This window comes from Halioglobus sp. HI00S01, assembly GCF_001635445.1.
GTDB classification, from domain to species: domain Bacteria; phylum Pseudomonadota; class Gammaproteobacteria; order Pseudomonadales; family Halieaceae; genus Halioglobus; species Halioglobus japonicus.
On the sequence record NZ_LWEE01000062.1, the window covers coordinates 101,586 to 114,260 of the forward strand.

A 12,675-nucleotide genomic window follows, 5' to 3' on the forward strand; every position below is an offset into this window, starting at 1 on the left:
AGGAGCTACAACAATGAGAATGAGCACAGACATGACCGGGTCCTTCGTTTCATCCCCCTTCGACTACGCCATGAGCCTGGTTCGACGCGGATTCACTGCCGCCGAGTATCAGGAGCAGGCCGCCGGCACGCAGCCGAGTGAGTACGTCGAGGCCGTCCTGTTTGAGTTCTCCCAGCTACCCACAATCCAACACTTGTATTCGTAACGAAGTACAATTCTCACCAACAAAACGTAGAGGTTTTCATGTCTGAAAAAGCAGCTGAAACGGTCGAGATTCGGCCTGGTGTGTTCGAGCCAATTAGCAAGGGTCTCGCTGAACAGGCGGGCGACAATCACCAGTACGCAGGCTTCATGCACAGCCTTGGTGCGGCCATCGGCGGGCGCAAGGTCGACAACCAGTTTCTCAAAGCCGCCGGGGACAAGGATTAGCCCATGAACATCGTTGCCGACATCCTTGAAGGTGCCTTACTGCGAGTGATTCTTTTCCCGAAAGCGTGCGTTTGTGTAATATTTTGTTAATTTATTCGCTCAATACAGGCCTTTTCTAGGAGGCGGCAATGAAACAAGCAGTTTTGGATGGTTGGTTGAAAGACAACGACGTACAGAGCATTCATGTCGTCACTTTTCACGACGACGACTCTGGCAGCCTGGAGCTTCGCAATTCCAGTGGTGAGCGCGTTGGTCCGCCTTCAGGCGAGTTCGGCGAGAAGGCGATTTTTAACTCGCTATCGACCCGAGGCATGCTCGAAGAATGCGGGCCCAGTGAGAGCGTTGCTCGACTCACGGAGGATGCACATCGCCGTATCGACCACCACGGTGAAAACGGTCCTAACTTCGAAGTGACTCGGGCCTACAATGACCTCGATCAGCTCGAAAAATACGCGGCCTGGAAGGTAGTGCTTACTTGATTTACTGGATTTTCTCACTTTTATCAAAGGACCAACAATGCAAACATTTTCTTTCTATCTTTTTCTAGCGGTCACCGCGACCTGGTTTGGCCCTCACATTGTTGGGTGCGCAAAAGCTGTTCGCTCTGGATCGCCTTACCTGATGTTTACAAAATCGCCCAGCTGGGGGTGGTTCCTATTCTCTGTATTCATGATGTATACCGTACTTTCTCGCGGGTATATGGTCTTATTAGCACCGTATAATATTTACAACATCGTCGGACTGTCAGTTGCGGCATCGGTTCTGCTTTTCTGTGCGGTGCACTTTGCCATTTACTACGATGAGTACGATGCCGCTACGAACCCCGAGCAAGGACCTTTGCTGGATAAACGCCCTGAGAAGTAGTTCGATTTAGTGGTACGGATGCTTGAGGCCACAGGTAATCATCCGCCATACCGGCGCATGGACCTCCTGGCTAGCTTCGAAAACGCAGCAGAGCTGTATGCGGTCGTCGAGGCCGATCGGGACGCGCACCCGGCGCTACTTGATGAAGTTATGCTTTTTGTGACACACCTGCCGGGCGTCGATAGCGTCTAGGATGGCATGCGGACCGCGAGTCAGACCACCAGTCATATGGTTGAGCACGATCTCTTGAAACACGGTGATCGGCTGCTGAGCGGCGAGGGCACCCGGTCGGTACTTTGGATTTATACCAATTTCCCACGGCTACTGACTGTCCGAGCACTGTGATACGCTTCTTTTCAACGGGGCAGGTGCCGCAGCTTTACGGCAGGCGACCACTTGTACTGGGGCTACTTTGAAGCCTTGGCGGTCCACAGCATTTGATGCGCTAGAAACTCAATGGCAACACCTAACTAAGCATAATTGAGCCTTTTAGGGACTCGGATTGCTTAACGTGGACACAATCGGAGTCAACCAGGCAGGTAATAATTATGTTTTACGCAAAGCAATCACTCACTTCCACCGAGGACGTCGACCAGGCTGCCAAAGCACTGGTCGCCGCCTGGGATCGGTCATTTTCACCCGCTCCTTCGTTCGACGGCCGCAAGAAAAACAAACTCAGGGACATGGTATGCCTGCTCGCGGGCTTCGACGGCGGGTACCAAGCGTTCCTTGCGCAAATCGAGGAGAAGTTAGACCCACTACCTGCGTACATCTCTGACGACCGGACTGTTTACATCAATGACACCGCGATTGACGACGGCACACTTGAACACAATTCGATCGAGTACAAACTGGTCGAGCGCGGCGAGCTCATCAGGAACCTCCAAGACTATATCGGCGATGCGCCAGACTACGACAGACGCTTGATAATGAACGATTTAGTCATGCTTTCTACATGGACCGACGAATATGTGTGGTCGAGCCTGTACACGAACGACTACCTATCGCCAAGCTTGCACACCCAGCAGTTCAACGAAGTCTGCAACCAATTGATCGCCCTCAACGTGTCTCCGGGCTGACAACTCTCCGCTGATACGACCTCGCAAAAGGGTCGAACGGCAAACACTTCTAGCCCCCAATTACGGGGGCTTGCTCCCTCGCTACTTGCTCCTGGGCCGCTTAGACCAGCAGTGCCTCCATGCCCTTGGCGCTGCTTTAATAAGCGGCTCACGCCGCTATCTCGGCGGCCGCGCACTGTTGGGGAAAGCTGCCTTTCCGTCGCTACAGTAATGATCTTGCCAGACGCTACTTTTATACCTCGATACCAATGAACACAGGTGCCAATTATGGCGAAGCAAAAGGTTGGCGTTGACTCTCGAGTCCGTTACACAAAACAATTCTTAAGAAATACAGGTCAGTTCGCTGGTGAGCCAGCACCTACCTGCAGCGGCCCCTGGGCGCGAGGGCGGGTCGTCGAGGCCGGTGATCCGCTGCCTGATAACGGCCCCCGGCGCCTGGTGGTTCGGTGGGACAACGGTGAGGAGTTCGGGGTTTTAGACTGTAATGTGGAGGTGACTCCCGCGAGTGATTCGACGGAGCGGACAGCGAAAGGCAGCACTGGAGGGGAAAGATGATTGATCTTCAATGGTGCTACTGGTGTTAATGGCACGCCTACAATCAGTGGAAGGCATACAACCAAGCCGCGCTAGAGCAGCTAATGTATCGCCGACATTTTACACCATAGGCTTGTCGTTGCCTGCGTGCTGCCGGTGCGGAAGTATCGCGGATAGAGCCCTATTAAATAGACCTATCTGCGAACCATGCTATAGAGAGGTTTTCTACGCTGAAAGCCGCCCGGTAGATTACTTCAAAGAATTGATAAAGCAGCGCGCTCTCAAGGAAAAGCGTAAAGCGCGCTACGCTATAACGGACCCAAATTGGAGATGAGAGTAGATATGAACAATCTGCGTGTACACCTAAAGTTCATGGGTAGATATTGGTCCCTCCCGAAAAGCGAATTTTTGGGCTGGCTTGAGCGCATGATGGAGATAAACGACCCTAACGGAGCCGTCGGTTTTGTCTTTGTTTTGGACGGCTGGCGGGAGATAAAAAACCGGCCAAAACACTCGGTAGCATTTGATCCGAATATCTGGACTGGCTATTACGTCCACAATGTCCTGATACCTGCGCTCAAAAGCGGCCTCCCAATTCCACCCTATGTCAAAACACACCCAACGAAACCCCAGCAAGGCATAAAGGAGGGGAAAGATGAGTGATGAAGAGCTTGCTGATTTTATAGAGAGGGTCACCGGAGAGAGACCTAAGCATGGGCAGCTAATACGCGATTCGTTGTCAGGACTGCCCGAAGCATATGCCAAGTTAGAGGCAGATAACAAGCGGCTGCAGGACCCGTGGATTCCTGTGGGACAGGCGCTCCCTGAGCTTACAGAGCACGTTGCATACGACCAAATTAGTCAGAGCGACGAGGTTTGGGTATGGATGGAGAGTTCAGGCCACAGCTCAGCGCATTACTACAGCGATGGTACTTGGTTTGACCCTTATGGTGCCGAGCTTTCCAACATTACTCACTGGATGCATATGCCGATACCACCCAGCAAAGCAGCACTGGAGGGGAAAGAATGAACACCACACAACGCTTCAAGGACGCCAGGAAAGCACTAGCAGATGCGCAAGAAAGGGCTTCATCGCTGCGCCACCTCGAAACAGCAAACGCCTGCCAGCAAGGGATTGACAGCATCACCGATCTGGAGAAAGAGGTGGAGCGTCTGGAGAAGCTGGCCAAAGATTTGTATGTGATGGCGCAGCATTGCCCGAGCAACATGATTCCCAGCCACTTTGATTTTTCCACTCCACTTGAGCAGGCCCAGGCACTGGAGGGAAAAGATGGTTGACGTAACAGAGGGAATATTGGCCATGCCACTGGAGCTTGCCTGCTCCGATGAGCTGTCAGCGAGGCAGGTTATATCCGCACAACGCACTCACATCACCGAGCTAAATGCAAAGCTCGCATACTCGCCCGGTGGTGATTGCCTGAGTTATCAGGAACTGGCCGAGGAATACTCCAAGGTGATGCACGAGGTGGAGCGGCTGAAAGAGCAGGTCCTAGAACTACAGGAGCACCGCGATAATGCGTGGGAGGGTTCTGGCGGTATGCCTTCCTACAGCGAGCTAGAGGCACAGGTGCGGGCAGGAACTACTGCTATCTACGATCTATATATGTCTCATAAAAGACTCTTGGAGGAGGCCAAGGAAGTCTTAAAACAATCAACAGGTAACGATTTAGCTACAGACACTCGAAGACATGCTCTGCTTGTAGCACTGGAGGGGAAAGATGAGTGTCACGGCGAGTAGTGAAATGACTCGGATGCACGAAATGTCGGTACAGCAAGGCAGGGAGATGGCAGAGCTAAAAGCGGAGGTTGAGCGGCAGGCGGCTGTTATAGGCCGGCTCGTCGATTTGTGCGCAGCGTCGGACGTAGACGATGACGCAGTAATGGCAGCACTGGAGGGGAAAGATGAATAGACGCGGGCGCCTCCCAATCGGCTACCGCCGATTGAACCGCTAGTACTATTGGGGGAGGGCAGTGGCTATTTCCGTATCCATAGCGGATTTATGTAGCTCACGTACTTTGTTTTCACGGCCAAGGCGAGGAGCACGTTATGACAAGCATCACCCAGTACACTGTGAAGGCAAACGGCGAAAATCACTTCTATAACATACAGGACGCGGAGGCATTCATAGAGCGTCAAACCCAAGAGTACATCTCCAGGGGTTTTGGTTGCCTGGCCGATAATCTTAAGATCACTGCAACGGATTGCGCGTATATGAGCGAATCCGGCTACACCGACGTCCACCCTTTCGAAATCACTAGGATCGTGTCGGATAAGTGCATAGAGATCCGGCCTCTCAAAGCGACACTGCTGAACGCAGATGACCTGAACTTCCATGTTGGAGGGTTCGCCGCTCATTGCTCTAACCAGCGATGCCAGGAGTATTCTTACGAGAGCATGCCCGAGGCCCAGACGCTTCGAATCCGCCTCAACAAGCGCGGCAAGTGGGCGTACAAGCGCCGCAGCTTCTTTTTGTCCGAAGAGCCCTACAAATTCTACGACTATAACTTTTGATGGGGGTGCGGCCTTTGGCCGCCAACCCGCGCGAGGCATTCGCTATCGCTCTGCCTCGCTTCACCGCATACCCCCGACATCATTGGCGAGCGGCCCACACCGGTTTCCCTGACCCGGGCGGCCTCCCGTCCGTCCGCTAAGGTGGTCCCAATCACCGACCACTTAGGGCTCACACCGTGAAATTCCTCCGCCAATTGTTCAACCAGTTCAGCGACCGTACGGCCAGCATCGTCATTACCCCCAAGTCTCACGCGGCACTTTGGGACCATTACGCCGCGGATCCGCAAGAATTCGCCATGGTGCTGCGCGGGCATTTTCTGAGAATTGCCGATTGGTCATTCACGGCCGCCTCCGGAGGCACAAACGGTGAGCTGAGCCTGGCGTTTGTCGCCGAGTCCGGCATTCCCAGGCGTAACCTTAATTCACTCAATCGCGCTGTGGACGCGCTTGACCAGCGCCGACGGAGCATGATTCGCGTCGTGCGTGACTCCGTCGAGAAGTCAACCTGGCCGGTCAGATTCGATTGATACCGGGGCCAGTTTCCCCACAACGAGCAGGTCCTGGATCGCCCGGTACTCTCACTTAAACGCTAACCGACAGGGTATTCAAATATGAGTTCTAATATAGATTTCCAACGCTGGGTTTTGCGCTGGGCACCGACTCCCAACGACTCGTACGAATGGCGCAATCTTTTTCTTGGTATCCATGAGGTGGGGGAATCTAACGTTGTAGATGATGAGGGGCGCATCGCAAGATCGCTCTCTCTCTACTGCATCGACTTTGACTGCGTTTTCATGCAACGGATGGTTGAGCTCTCAGCAGACTGCGAGAGCGGAATGCTGAAGCTCAACGGCCGCCATTGCAAGCCAGAGGGGTATATCCGCGCCTGGCGCAAAGCCTATGAGTGTCCTGTTGACCTCTCAGACTACCTGGATTACTCCAACCTCTCTTTGACACTCCGCTGTCTCCGTAGCGCCTACTACGAGGACGTACGACGAATTAGTAACCCCGCGCTTCGAGATACTAAAACACAAGAGTATCAAGAATTTGTTTCGCTGCTCGAGGAGACGGAGGGGGTAGAGGAGCTTCGAGATGAACGCTACGACGATGTGTACCGCTACACCCGGTTGACGATCACTGCCGACAACGCCGAAACGATGCGCCAGATCGTCAGCACGGCCCTGCGTAATGGTATGGACGGGCGACAGTGCGCCCGCACGAACTTTACAACCTACGCTTATGAACGTGCCAGCCGCAACGCGCACTTGGCGCTAGCCGAATAAACCGAAAATAATCCGTAGATTTTCTTATAGATTGCGTTTTTTTTGTCGATTTGTGGATTTTCTCGCGCTAGTGTCGAAGTCAAGCCAATGGTACCAAGGGGTACAATATGAACGCTGCAGACCAGCACCAATCTGCCAGCCCAGTGCGGTGCTATTTAGAACGTCTCGACATCTACACGCTGCGAGAATTCTGCCGCTGGGACGATAACGGTGAGAACCGCGAAATGTGGGCCGCGGCGGACAAAGACGAATGCGTCGATTATTTCGCCGTCGATACCGACCTCACCAGCCAGAGCGACATTGACGGTCACTTTAAGGCCTTCAAGGACGAGACCGATCTATAGTCGCCACAGTGGGCTCTCTCGACGCTATTGTTAGGGGCACACGCGGCCACCAGGTCGCGCTTATGGGCATACCGATTATGCCAGGCTCATACCTTGTGACATCCTTCGACGCACAGTTACGCGAGCTGTACGTGCTCGCGCTCATGGAGCGACCCGAGGACAATGAGCTCATCGCGGTATACCCAGAAGGACACCTGGCCGCCGCTATCGCTGACGATCACGACAGCTTGCGCTGGCACTTGGCCACAGACACCGGCGTGCAAACAACCATTGCGGTACTACGGGATGCTATAGGTCGCCCAGTCCCGTGCGATCCGTTCTAACGCCAGTACCCGCATTAACCAGTCACCACCAGCAACCCTCCCACCGTAAACCCAGCACGCTCTGCACTCGCGCGATACATAACCGCTATCGCTATCTGGACAACCCGACTCTATTGGCGGTGAGTTCTCGCTTTCCTGACGCAATAATCATTTATATCAATCACTTATGGTTATTCAAACGACAACAACGGGGGTTTGAACGTGTACGGGGATTCAGCGATGGTGAAAATAATGGCAGAAATCTTGAAGCCACAGGAGCCATCAAACCAGCCTGCCAGCGTAGCGGGCTAGGGGAGCGCACCGGGGAGTGCGCGATACAGTCGGCCAGTGGAGAACTCGCCCTCGCAACGGGGGCTACTAACAATAACTAAAGCGGTATATAACAATAACTCAAGACATGCCGCTCACAGCCCCCTTCCGAAGGGGGCTTTACTACTTGCCGTGATAAGCTTGCCGTCAGCTATCGACCCTGGTCGAACTTCGGTATTGGGGGTGAAATCTGTCGTTTCCCGCGAAGGAAGGCTCTTGGGTATACCGGTGTATTGTTGCTGGAGCGTCGACACAATGAACGTACAGGATTCTTGTATGGAATTTAAAGCTGGGCAGATCATCGAGAAACCAAACCGCAGACTTAACGTCGCTATCATCCGCGCATAAGTAGTCACAAGGAGAGTTGCATTGATTTATATCGTTGAAATTCCTCACCAGATGCCGCCTAAGGCCTGGTCACGTTCAACTAAAGAAGCAATCATGGAGGCTATCGACTTGGCCGCCAACGGTTGCGTTGTTTATGACGCGGCCACCGGCGCTGATTTGTTGGACACGTTTGGCTACACGTCGACAGACGAAATGCGCTCAGACAATGAATCCCTGCTCGGGCTCGCTGACCAGATCGATAAAAGAGGGGCGACCGCGACATTCTACAGAGGCTTCCCAGAGGATGAATATGGGTCCGATCCTATCGACCAGTGGGCCACATACCTCGATTGGAATGGCCACGACCTGAGCAGGCAGATGGTATTCATGACTGATGAGGAGGCGCAGGCAGCGTTGGATAACGATTCAGCATGGAAATGTCACCAGGGCATCGAGGCCCGGGCAGCCCTTAGAGAAGAGCTCGAAAGCTAGCTTCCGTCGGGCGATTGATGCCGTGACAGAGTGCGGATGTTTCGTCTGAACAGATATGCGGCGCGAGCTACTCTGCTTGCCCTTATAAAATAACGGAGATGATGATGTACATGAGCTTAATTGAACGCGTGGCGCGTGATTGTGAGAGCTCCGCCAAAATAGAAGGGGTGCCGCTTGAGCGGGCTATTGAGGACTGGGAAGGGGATATCGAGGCCAACAGATATACGCTCAGCCTAAGTGAGCAAAACTACATGAAGTCGCTTATCTGTGGCGACAGGTTTGATCTGCGCCGCATAAGCGGCCCAGTTAGCCATTGAAAGGCACCCCGCTGCATCTGTGGTTAATTGCATCACCTGCGTGATTGGTGATTGTGCTTGGGTAGAGGCGCCGGCATCGCCTTTGGCGCACGATTAATCGCACCGCGAAGAACTCCAGGTTAGCCATAACACAGTCCACTATCTGAACTCCGGCAACATCCTATGGTGGGCGTGGGCGTTCAGCATAAACGACGCCTCGCTATCGCTCGTAGTCGATCATCGGTATTGGGGGTGACTGCGTCCGGACTCCTTTCCTCGCGGTCAGCATAGATGATCAGGCCCGGTACATTGGGCACATCAGACGAGGTTCACGGAGAAAATCATGGCCAGGAGCAGTGATCGAAGCGGCGGCGTAAAAACCCCAAACCGTAACAAGCACCTACGTCCGTATGGCAAGCGCCAGGTAAACAAAAAGTCCCGCCGCGCCGGTGCCGCGGCAATCACTCGCGCTGTTCGCTAATTCAGGGAAGGAGAGATTTATGTCCACGCTACACCACGAAGGCAATGCTCTTCAGACGGTCCGCCACGATTGGCAGACGCAGGCTCGCGGCGAAAACAGTGCCGAATATGACATTTATCTGAGCTGCGCCCGGTGCCCCATCACCGGGCTGGATTCCACCACCGGGAAGCCGCTTAAGTCCTACGATGAGTGGCTCAACTCATGAGCTTCAAGATAATTATCGATGACAATTCGCGCTCTGAGCGCGAGAAGGTTATCGGCTCCTGGGAAGACCACGCACGCGAGGAGTTCGGGCGGTGCCGTAGAGTTATTAAGCGCTCCGGGCATCGGGTCCGTCTTCGCCTCATCAACCCCGAGGGGGCCGTGCTCCTCGAGTACGACCAAAGGAGTGCAGCGAATGAGTAACTGGCATACCACGGAAATAGACCGTGTTTCAAAGCTGTGTGACAACGCTCTCGCGTTCACTATCAATGATTGTCGAGAGGCCATTGCCGCGAACCCGGATAACCCGAAGTGCGGCCAGTATCAGGACACCATCCATTACTGTCACGCGGAGCAGCAAAGGAGGCTGCAATGACAGGAGAAGAATTTTTGGCGTTTTTCAACCAAAACTACTTGATCGGCCTGGAGCGAGTCACCGACAGCCAGCCCGATATCGAGAACTGGGAGGGTGTGTTTCCAATCCGAGACTGGGAGCATGCACGGGCCATAGTCCCGCACCTCACCACTCGCGAGAGTATGGCGGAAACCTATAAATCAACGTTTACACATTACTTTGCCGGCTTGCCGTATAACGACGCTACCTACCACGCTGCGATTGACACACTCGAATCTACGGCGCTGTCTCGCGCCCGGGCGTTTTTTGCAAAGCAATAAGCGCCCGGCACCATTAACAGGATTGCCTTCAAAACGGAGATAGTGAGCATGGAAAGTATAAACGTTACGGCTGGACGCGCTTACCGCGTTTTAGCCAGCATCCGGTTGAAGTTTACAAGCGGGAACAGTGTCCCCGTAGAACGCGCTGTTATTTCCTCGGACGAATGGACCCGCTTGAAGACAGAGATAGACGAAATTGAGATTACTGCGATGCTCGCCTGCGCAGAGGGAATTGAGCAGGATTTATTGGATATGGGCCACGACGATGCGGCCGAGGAAGTTCGCCACAAAATAAAATGCTATCGAGCAGATTTGAAAGCACTAGAGCAGGACGCAAACAGCGATATCTGACAAAAACGCAGACGTCGAACTACTCGAAATTGATATGCAATCTTGCTCGAGGCTGACTATTCGCCAGCGTACCTAAACCGGCCCTGGACACCCCTAAGTCTGGGGCGGTCGTCGCTACCGCGACTGTTCGTTCGTATTGGGGCCAGATTCCTTTCCTGATCACAAGCGCCCCGTGTCACTTTGCATATAGTGTCCCTTCAAACGGGGGACGCTGACATGGCAAAAAAATCTCATAACAAGAAATCTCGGCGGGTTAAAAACCCCGTCGCGCGAACCATGGAAACGTTCAATCGTCCCGCGACCTATGTTTGCAGGAAGTCCGCACTTAAGCGCGGATACATCAAACACCGAGCGGGCGACGAGTGAGTGCAGCCCGCGGTTTAAATAGTCCCTCAATAAGGAATTGGTCATGCCCAAGTATTTGGTGGAACTCCGTGAAACCGTTGTCTACGAAGTCGAGGTGGACGTGCCGCGTCGGTCTGACGCCGCTGCCGCGGCGAAGATAGCTCACGAGAACGGCGACAGTGTAGAGCGGGATTCCTTTGCAGCAAGCTGTTCGCGTATCACCGAGGTACCTGCCGCGGAGGTGACTGCGCCATGAGCAGGAGTCGGACGAAGCGCCATAAGTCTCTATTTACGGTCAAGGTGCTTAGCGGCCCGCAGGCCGGGCAAACATACCTCAAAAAGACCGCTGAGGATGCCAGGGCCGAGTGCTTTTACCTGGCGGATGTCTTAAACACGTGTGCAACGTGGTATCCCCCGCTGTTCGAGGAATAACACTGTATTGGGAAGCTAATTTGATTTCCCTATCACCATATACAACCCGGTTAGTTCGGTACTTTAAGTGCTCAACGGGAATACATAGGCGGATTGACTAATGCTTAGCTGGGAAGACTACAACGACGACGATAATTCAGTGGCCGAGGAAACTGCATCAGCACCTGTGGCGGCGAATACTCCAGAGCCGGTAGCACCTTCGGATGAGACAGCGCCACCAGAGATCCAGAATCTTGTGAAGCCGATGGATATCGGAACCGTACCTGTCCCGGAAGCGATGAGCGCTGTTGAGGCAGCTAAGGCCGCGGTGAAGGACATTGATGTGCAGCCAGGGCTGGAAGATCTTGAGATGGGTGCCGCTCGCGTCTCTGTGGACGAAAAGGCCATGATTAACTGCCGGGCAGACCTCAACCAGCTAGTGCCTTTCAAATACGACTGGGCGTGGCAGAAATACATTGACGGCTGCGCAAACCACTGGATGCCGCAGGAAGTCAATATGACGGCTGATGTGGCAACGTGGAAGGACCCGAACGGATTGACCGATGATGAGCGCCGAATTGTGATGCGCAACCTCGGATACTTCTCAACGGCGGATTCACTCGTGGCTAATAATCTTGTGTTGGCCGTATACCGACTGATCACCAATCCTGAGTGCCGCCAGTACCTGCTGCGCCAGGCGTTCGAGGAAGCCATCCACACCCACGCCTACCAGTATTGCATCGAGTCGCTGGGCATGGACGAGGGCGAAGTATTCAACATGTACCGCGAGATTCCCTCTGTTGCTAAGAAGGCATCCTGGAGTCTTGCCAAAACACAAAGCTTGTCAGACCCGTCATTCACGACCGGAACCCCAGAAACGGATCAGGAGCTCTTGAGGAATTTAATCGGTTTCTACGCTGTTACGGAAGGCATCTTCTTCTACTGTGGATTTACGCAAATCTTATCTATGGGTCGTCGCAACCTGATGACCGGCGTTGCCGAGCAGTTCCAGTACATCCTGCGTGACGAGTCGATGCACCTAAATTTCGGTATTGATGTGATCAATCAAATCAAACTGGAAAACCCCGGTCTGTGGAGCGAAGAGTTCCAGCAAGAAGTGATCCAGATGATCCTGGAAGGCACCCAGATCGAGATCGAGTATGCCCGCGACACCATGCCTCGGGGAGTGCTCGGGATGAACGCCCAGACAATGGAAGAATACTTGCATTTCATCGCAAATCGGCGTTTAACGCAGCTGGGACTGCCAGAGCAGTTTGTCGGTGCTACTAACCCGTTCCCGTGGATGAGCGAAATCATGGACCTGCGCAAAGAGAAGAACTTCTTTGAATCGCGCGTTACCGAATACCAAACCGGCGGATCCCTGAGCTGGGACTGAGC

At 53.6% G+C, this 12,675-nt stretch carries 25 protein-coding genes; all 25 read left to right on the plus strand.

What is annotated here, in order from left to right; translation table 11 throughout:
- Positions 1–13 precede the first annotated feature (13 nt).
- Entirely contained in the window at positions 14–205 is a 192-nt protein-coding gene (locus A3709_RS10935) for a hypothetical protein (RefSeq protein ID WP_066054299.1), read from the plus strand.
- Positions 206–243: 38 nt separating this feature from the next.
- Positions 244–429, plus strand: a complete 186-nt coding sequence (locus A3709_RS10940) for a hypothetical protein (RefSeq protein WP_066054301.1) — start codon at positions 244–246, stop codon at positions 427–429.
- A gap of 128 nt (positions 430–557) precedes the next feature.
- Positions 558–908, plus strand: coding sequence for a hypothetical protein (locus A3709_RS10945; RefSeq protein ID WP_066054303.1), 351 nt, complete (start codon positions 558–560; stop codon positions 906–908).
- A gap of 37 nt (positions 909–945) precedes the next feature.
- Positions 946–1,293, plus strand: a complete 348-nt coding sequence (locus A3709_RS10950; RefSeq protein WP_066054305.1) for a hypothetical protein — start codon at positions 946–948, stop codon at positions 1,291–1,293.
- 9 nt (positions 1,294–1,302) lie between these two features.
- A complete protein-coding gene (locus A3709_RS23220) occupies positions 1,303–1,485 on the plus strand; it encodes a hypothetical protein (protein WP_156507688.1) in 183 nt (60 codons plus the stop codon).
- Positions 1,486–1,841: 356 nt separating this feature from the next.
- Positions 1,842–2,372 carry a hypothetical protein gene (locus A3709_RS10955; RefSeq protein WP_066054307.1) on the plus strand — a complete coding sequence of 177 codons (531 nt, stop codon included), beginning with the start codon at positions 1,842–1,844 and terminating at the stop codon, positions 2,370–2,372.
- A gap of 876 nt (positions 2,373–3,248) precedes the next feature.
- The gene (locus A3709_RS10960) at positions 3,249–3,569 is read left to right on the plus strand and encodes a hypothetical protein (RefSeq protein WP_066054308.1); all 321 of its coding nucleotides are present in this window, start codon (positions 3,249–3,251) and stop codon (positions 3,567–3,569) included.
- Positions 3,562–3,936 (plus strand): DUF551 domain-containing protein, encoded by a 375-nt coding sequence (locus A3709_RS10965; RefSeq protein ID WP_066054310.1) that lies wholly within the window; start codon positions 3,562–3,564, stop codon positions 3,934–3,936. The genes A3709_RS10960 and A3709_RS10965 overlap by 8 nt, the downstream gene beginning before the upstream one ends.
- Positions 3,933–4,205 carry a hypothetical protein gene (locus A3709_RS10970; RefSeq protein WP_066054312.1) on the plus strand — a complete coding sequence of 91 codons (273 nt, stop codon included), beginning with the start codon at positions 3,933–3,935 and terminating at the stop codon, positions 4,203–4,205. The genes A3709_RS10965 and A3709_RS10970 overlap by 4 nt, the downstream gene beginning before the upstream one ends.
- A complete protein-coding gene (locus tag A3709_RS10975; RefSeq protein WP_066054314.1) occupies positions 4,198–4,665 on the plus strand; it encodes a hypothetical protein in 468 nt (155 codons plus the stop codon). The genes A3709_RS10970 and A3709_RS10975 overlap by 8 nt, the downstream gene beginning before the upstream one ends.
- A 22-nt stretch (positions 4,666–4,687) precedes the next feature.
- Positions 4,688–4,837, plus strand: a complete 150-nt coding sequence (locus tag A3709_RS10980; RefSeq protein WP_231871164.1) for a hypothetical protein — start codon at positions 4,688–4,690, stop codon at positions 4,835–4,837.
- Between the two features lie 137 nt (positions 4,838–4,974).
- Complete coding sequence (locus A3709_RS10985; RefSeq protein WP_066054319.1) at positions 4,975–5,439, plus strand: hypothetical protein; 465 nt, start codon at positions 4,975–4,977, stop codon at positions 5,437–5,439.
- Positions 5,440–5,615: 176 nt separating this feature from the next.
- A complete protein-coding gene (locus tag A3709_RS10990) occupies positions 5,616–5,966 on the plus strand; it encodes a hypothetical protein (protein WP_066054322.1) in 351 nt (116 codons plus the stop codon).
- 84 nt (positions 5,967–6,050) lie between these two features.
- The gene (locus tag A3709_RS10995) at positions 6,051–6,722 is read left to right on the plus strand and encodes a hypothetical protein (protein ID WP_066054323.1); all 672 of its coding nucleotides are present in this window, start codon (positions 6,051–6,053) and stop codon (positions 6,720–6,722) included.
- Positions 6,723–6,829: 107 nt separating this feature from the next.
- Positions 6,830–7,066 carry a hypothetical protein gene (locus A3709_RS11000; RefSeq protein ID WP_066054324.1) on the plus strand — a complete coding sequence of 79 codons (237 nt, stop codon included), beginning with the start codon at positions 6,830–6,832 and terminating at the stop codon, positions 7,064–7,066.
- Between the two features lie 77 nt (positions 7,067–7,143).
- Entirely contained in the window at positions 7,144–7,389 is a 246-nt protein-coding gene (locus A3709_RS11005; protein ID WP_156507689.1) for a hypothetical protein, read from the plus strand.
- Positions 7,390–8,067: 678 nt separating this feature from the next.
- Entirely contained in the window at positions 8,068–8,517 is a 450-nt protein-coding gene (locus A3709_RS11010; protein WP_066054327.1) for a hypothetical protein, read from the plus strand.
- Positions 8,518–8,627: 110 nt separating this feature from the next.
- Complete coding sequence (locus A3709_RS11015; RefSeq protein ID WP_156507690.1) at positions 8,628–8,834, plus strand: hypothetical protein; 207 nt, start codon at positions 8,628–8,630, stop codon at positions 8,832–8,834.
- A gap of 479 nt (positions 8,835–9,313) precedes the next feature.
- Complete coding sequence (locus tag A3709_RS11020) at positions 9,314–9,499, plus strand: hypothetical protein (RefSeq protein ID WP_066054331.1); 186 nt, start codon at positions 9,314–9,316, stop codon at positions 9,497–9,499.
- Positions 9,496–9,699: a hypothetical protein gene (locus tag A3709_RS11025; RefSeq protein ID WP_066054333.1), complete on the plus strand. Its 204-nt coding sequence runs from the start codon at positions 9,496–9,498 to the stop codon at positions 9,697–9,699. The genes A3709_RS11020 and A3709_RS11025 overlap by 4 nt, the downstream gene beginning before the upstream one ends.
- Positions 9,692–9,871, plus strand: coding sequence for a hypothetical protein (locus A3709_RS11030; protein WP_066054334.1), 180 nt, complete (start codon positions 9,692–9,694; stop codon positions 9,869–9,871). Before A3709_RS11025 ends, A3709_RS11030 begins: the two co-directional genes overlap by 8 nt.
- Positions 9,868–10,170 (plus strand): hypothetical protein, encoded by a 303-nt coding sequence (locus A3709_RS11035; RefSeq protein ID WP_066054336.1) that lies wholly within the window; start codon positions 9,868–9,870, stop codon positions 10,168–10,170. Before A3709_RS11030 ends, A3709_RS11035 begins: the two co-directional genes overlap by 4 nt.
- 48 nt (positions 10,171–10,218) lie before the next feature.
- On the plus strand, positions 10,219–10,521 hold the full coding sequence (locus tag A3709_RS11040) for a hypothetical protein (protein WP_066054338.1): 303 nt from the start codon (positions 10,219–10,221) through the stop codon (positions 10,519–10,521).
- A 409-nt stretch (positions 10,522–10,930) separates the two neighbouring features.
- The gene (locus A3709_RS11045; RefSeq protein ID WP_066054339.1) at positions 10,931–11,122 is read left to right on the plus strand and encodes a hypothetical protein; all 192 of its coding nucleotides are present in this window, start codon (positions 10,931–10,933) and stop codon (positions 11,120–11,122) included.
- 276 nt (positions 11,123–11,398) lie between these two features.
- Positions 11,399–12,673 carry a ribonucleotide-diphosphate reductase subunit beta gene (locus A3709_RS11055; RefSeq protein WP_066054342.1) on the plus strand — a complete coding sequence of 425 codons (1,275 nt, stop codon included), beginning with the start codon at positions 11,399–11,401 and terminating at the stop codon, positions 12,671–12,673.
- The last annotated feature ends 2 nt before the right edge of the window (positions 12,674–12,675 follow it).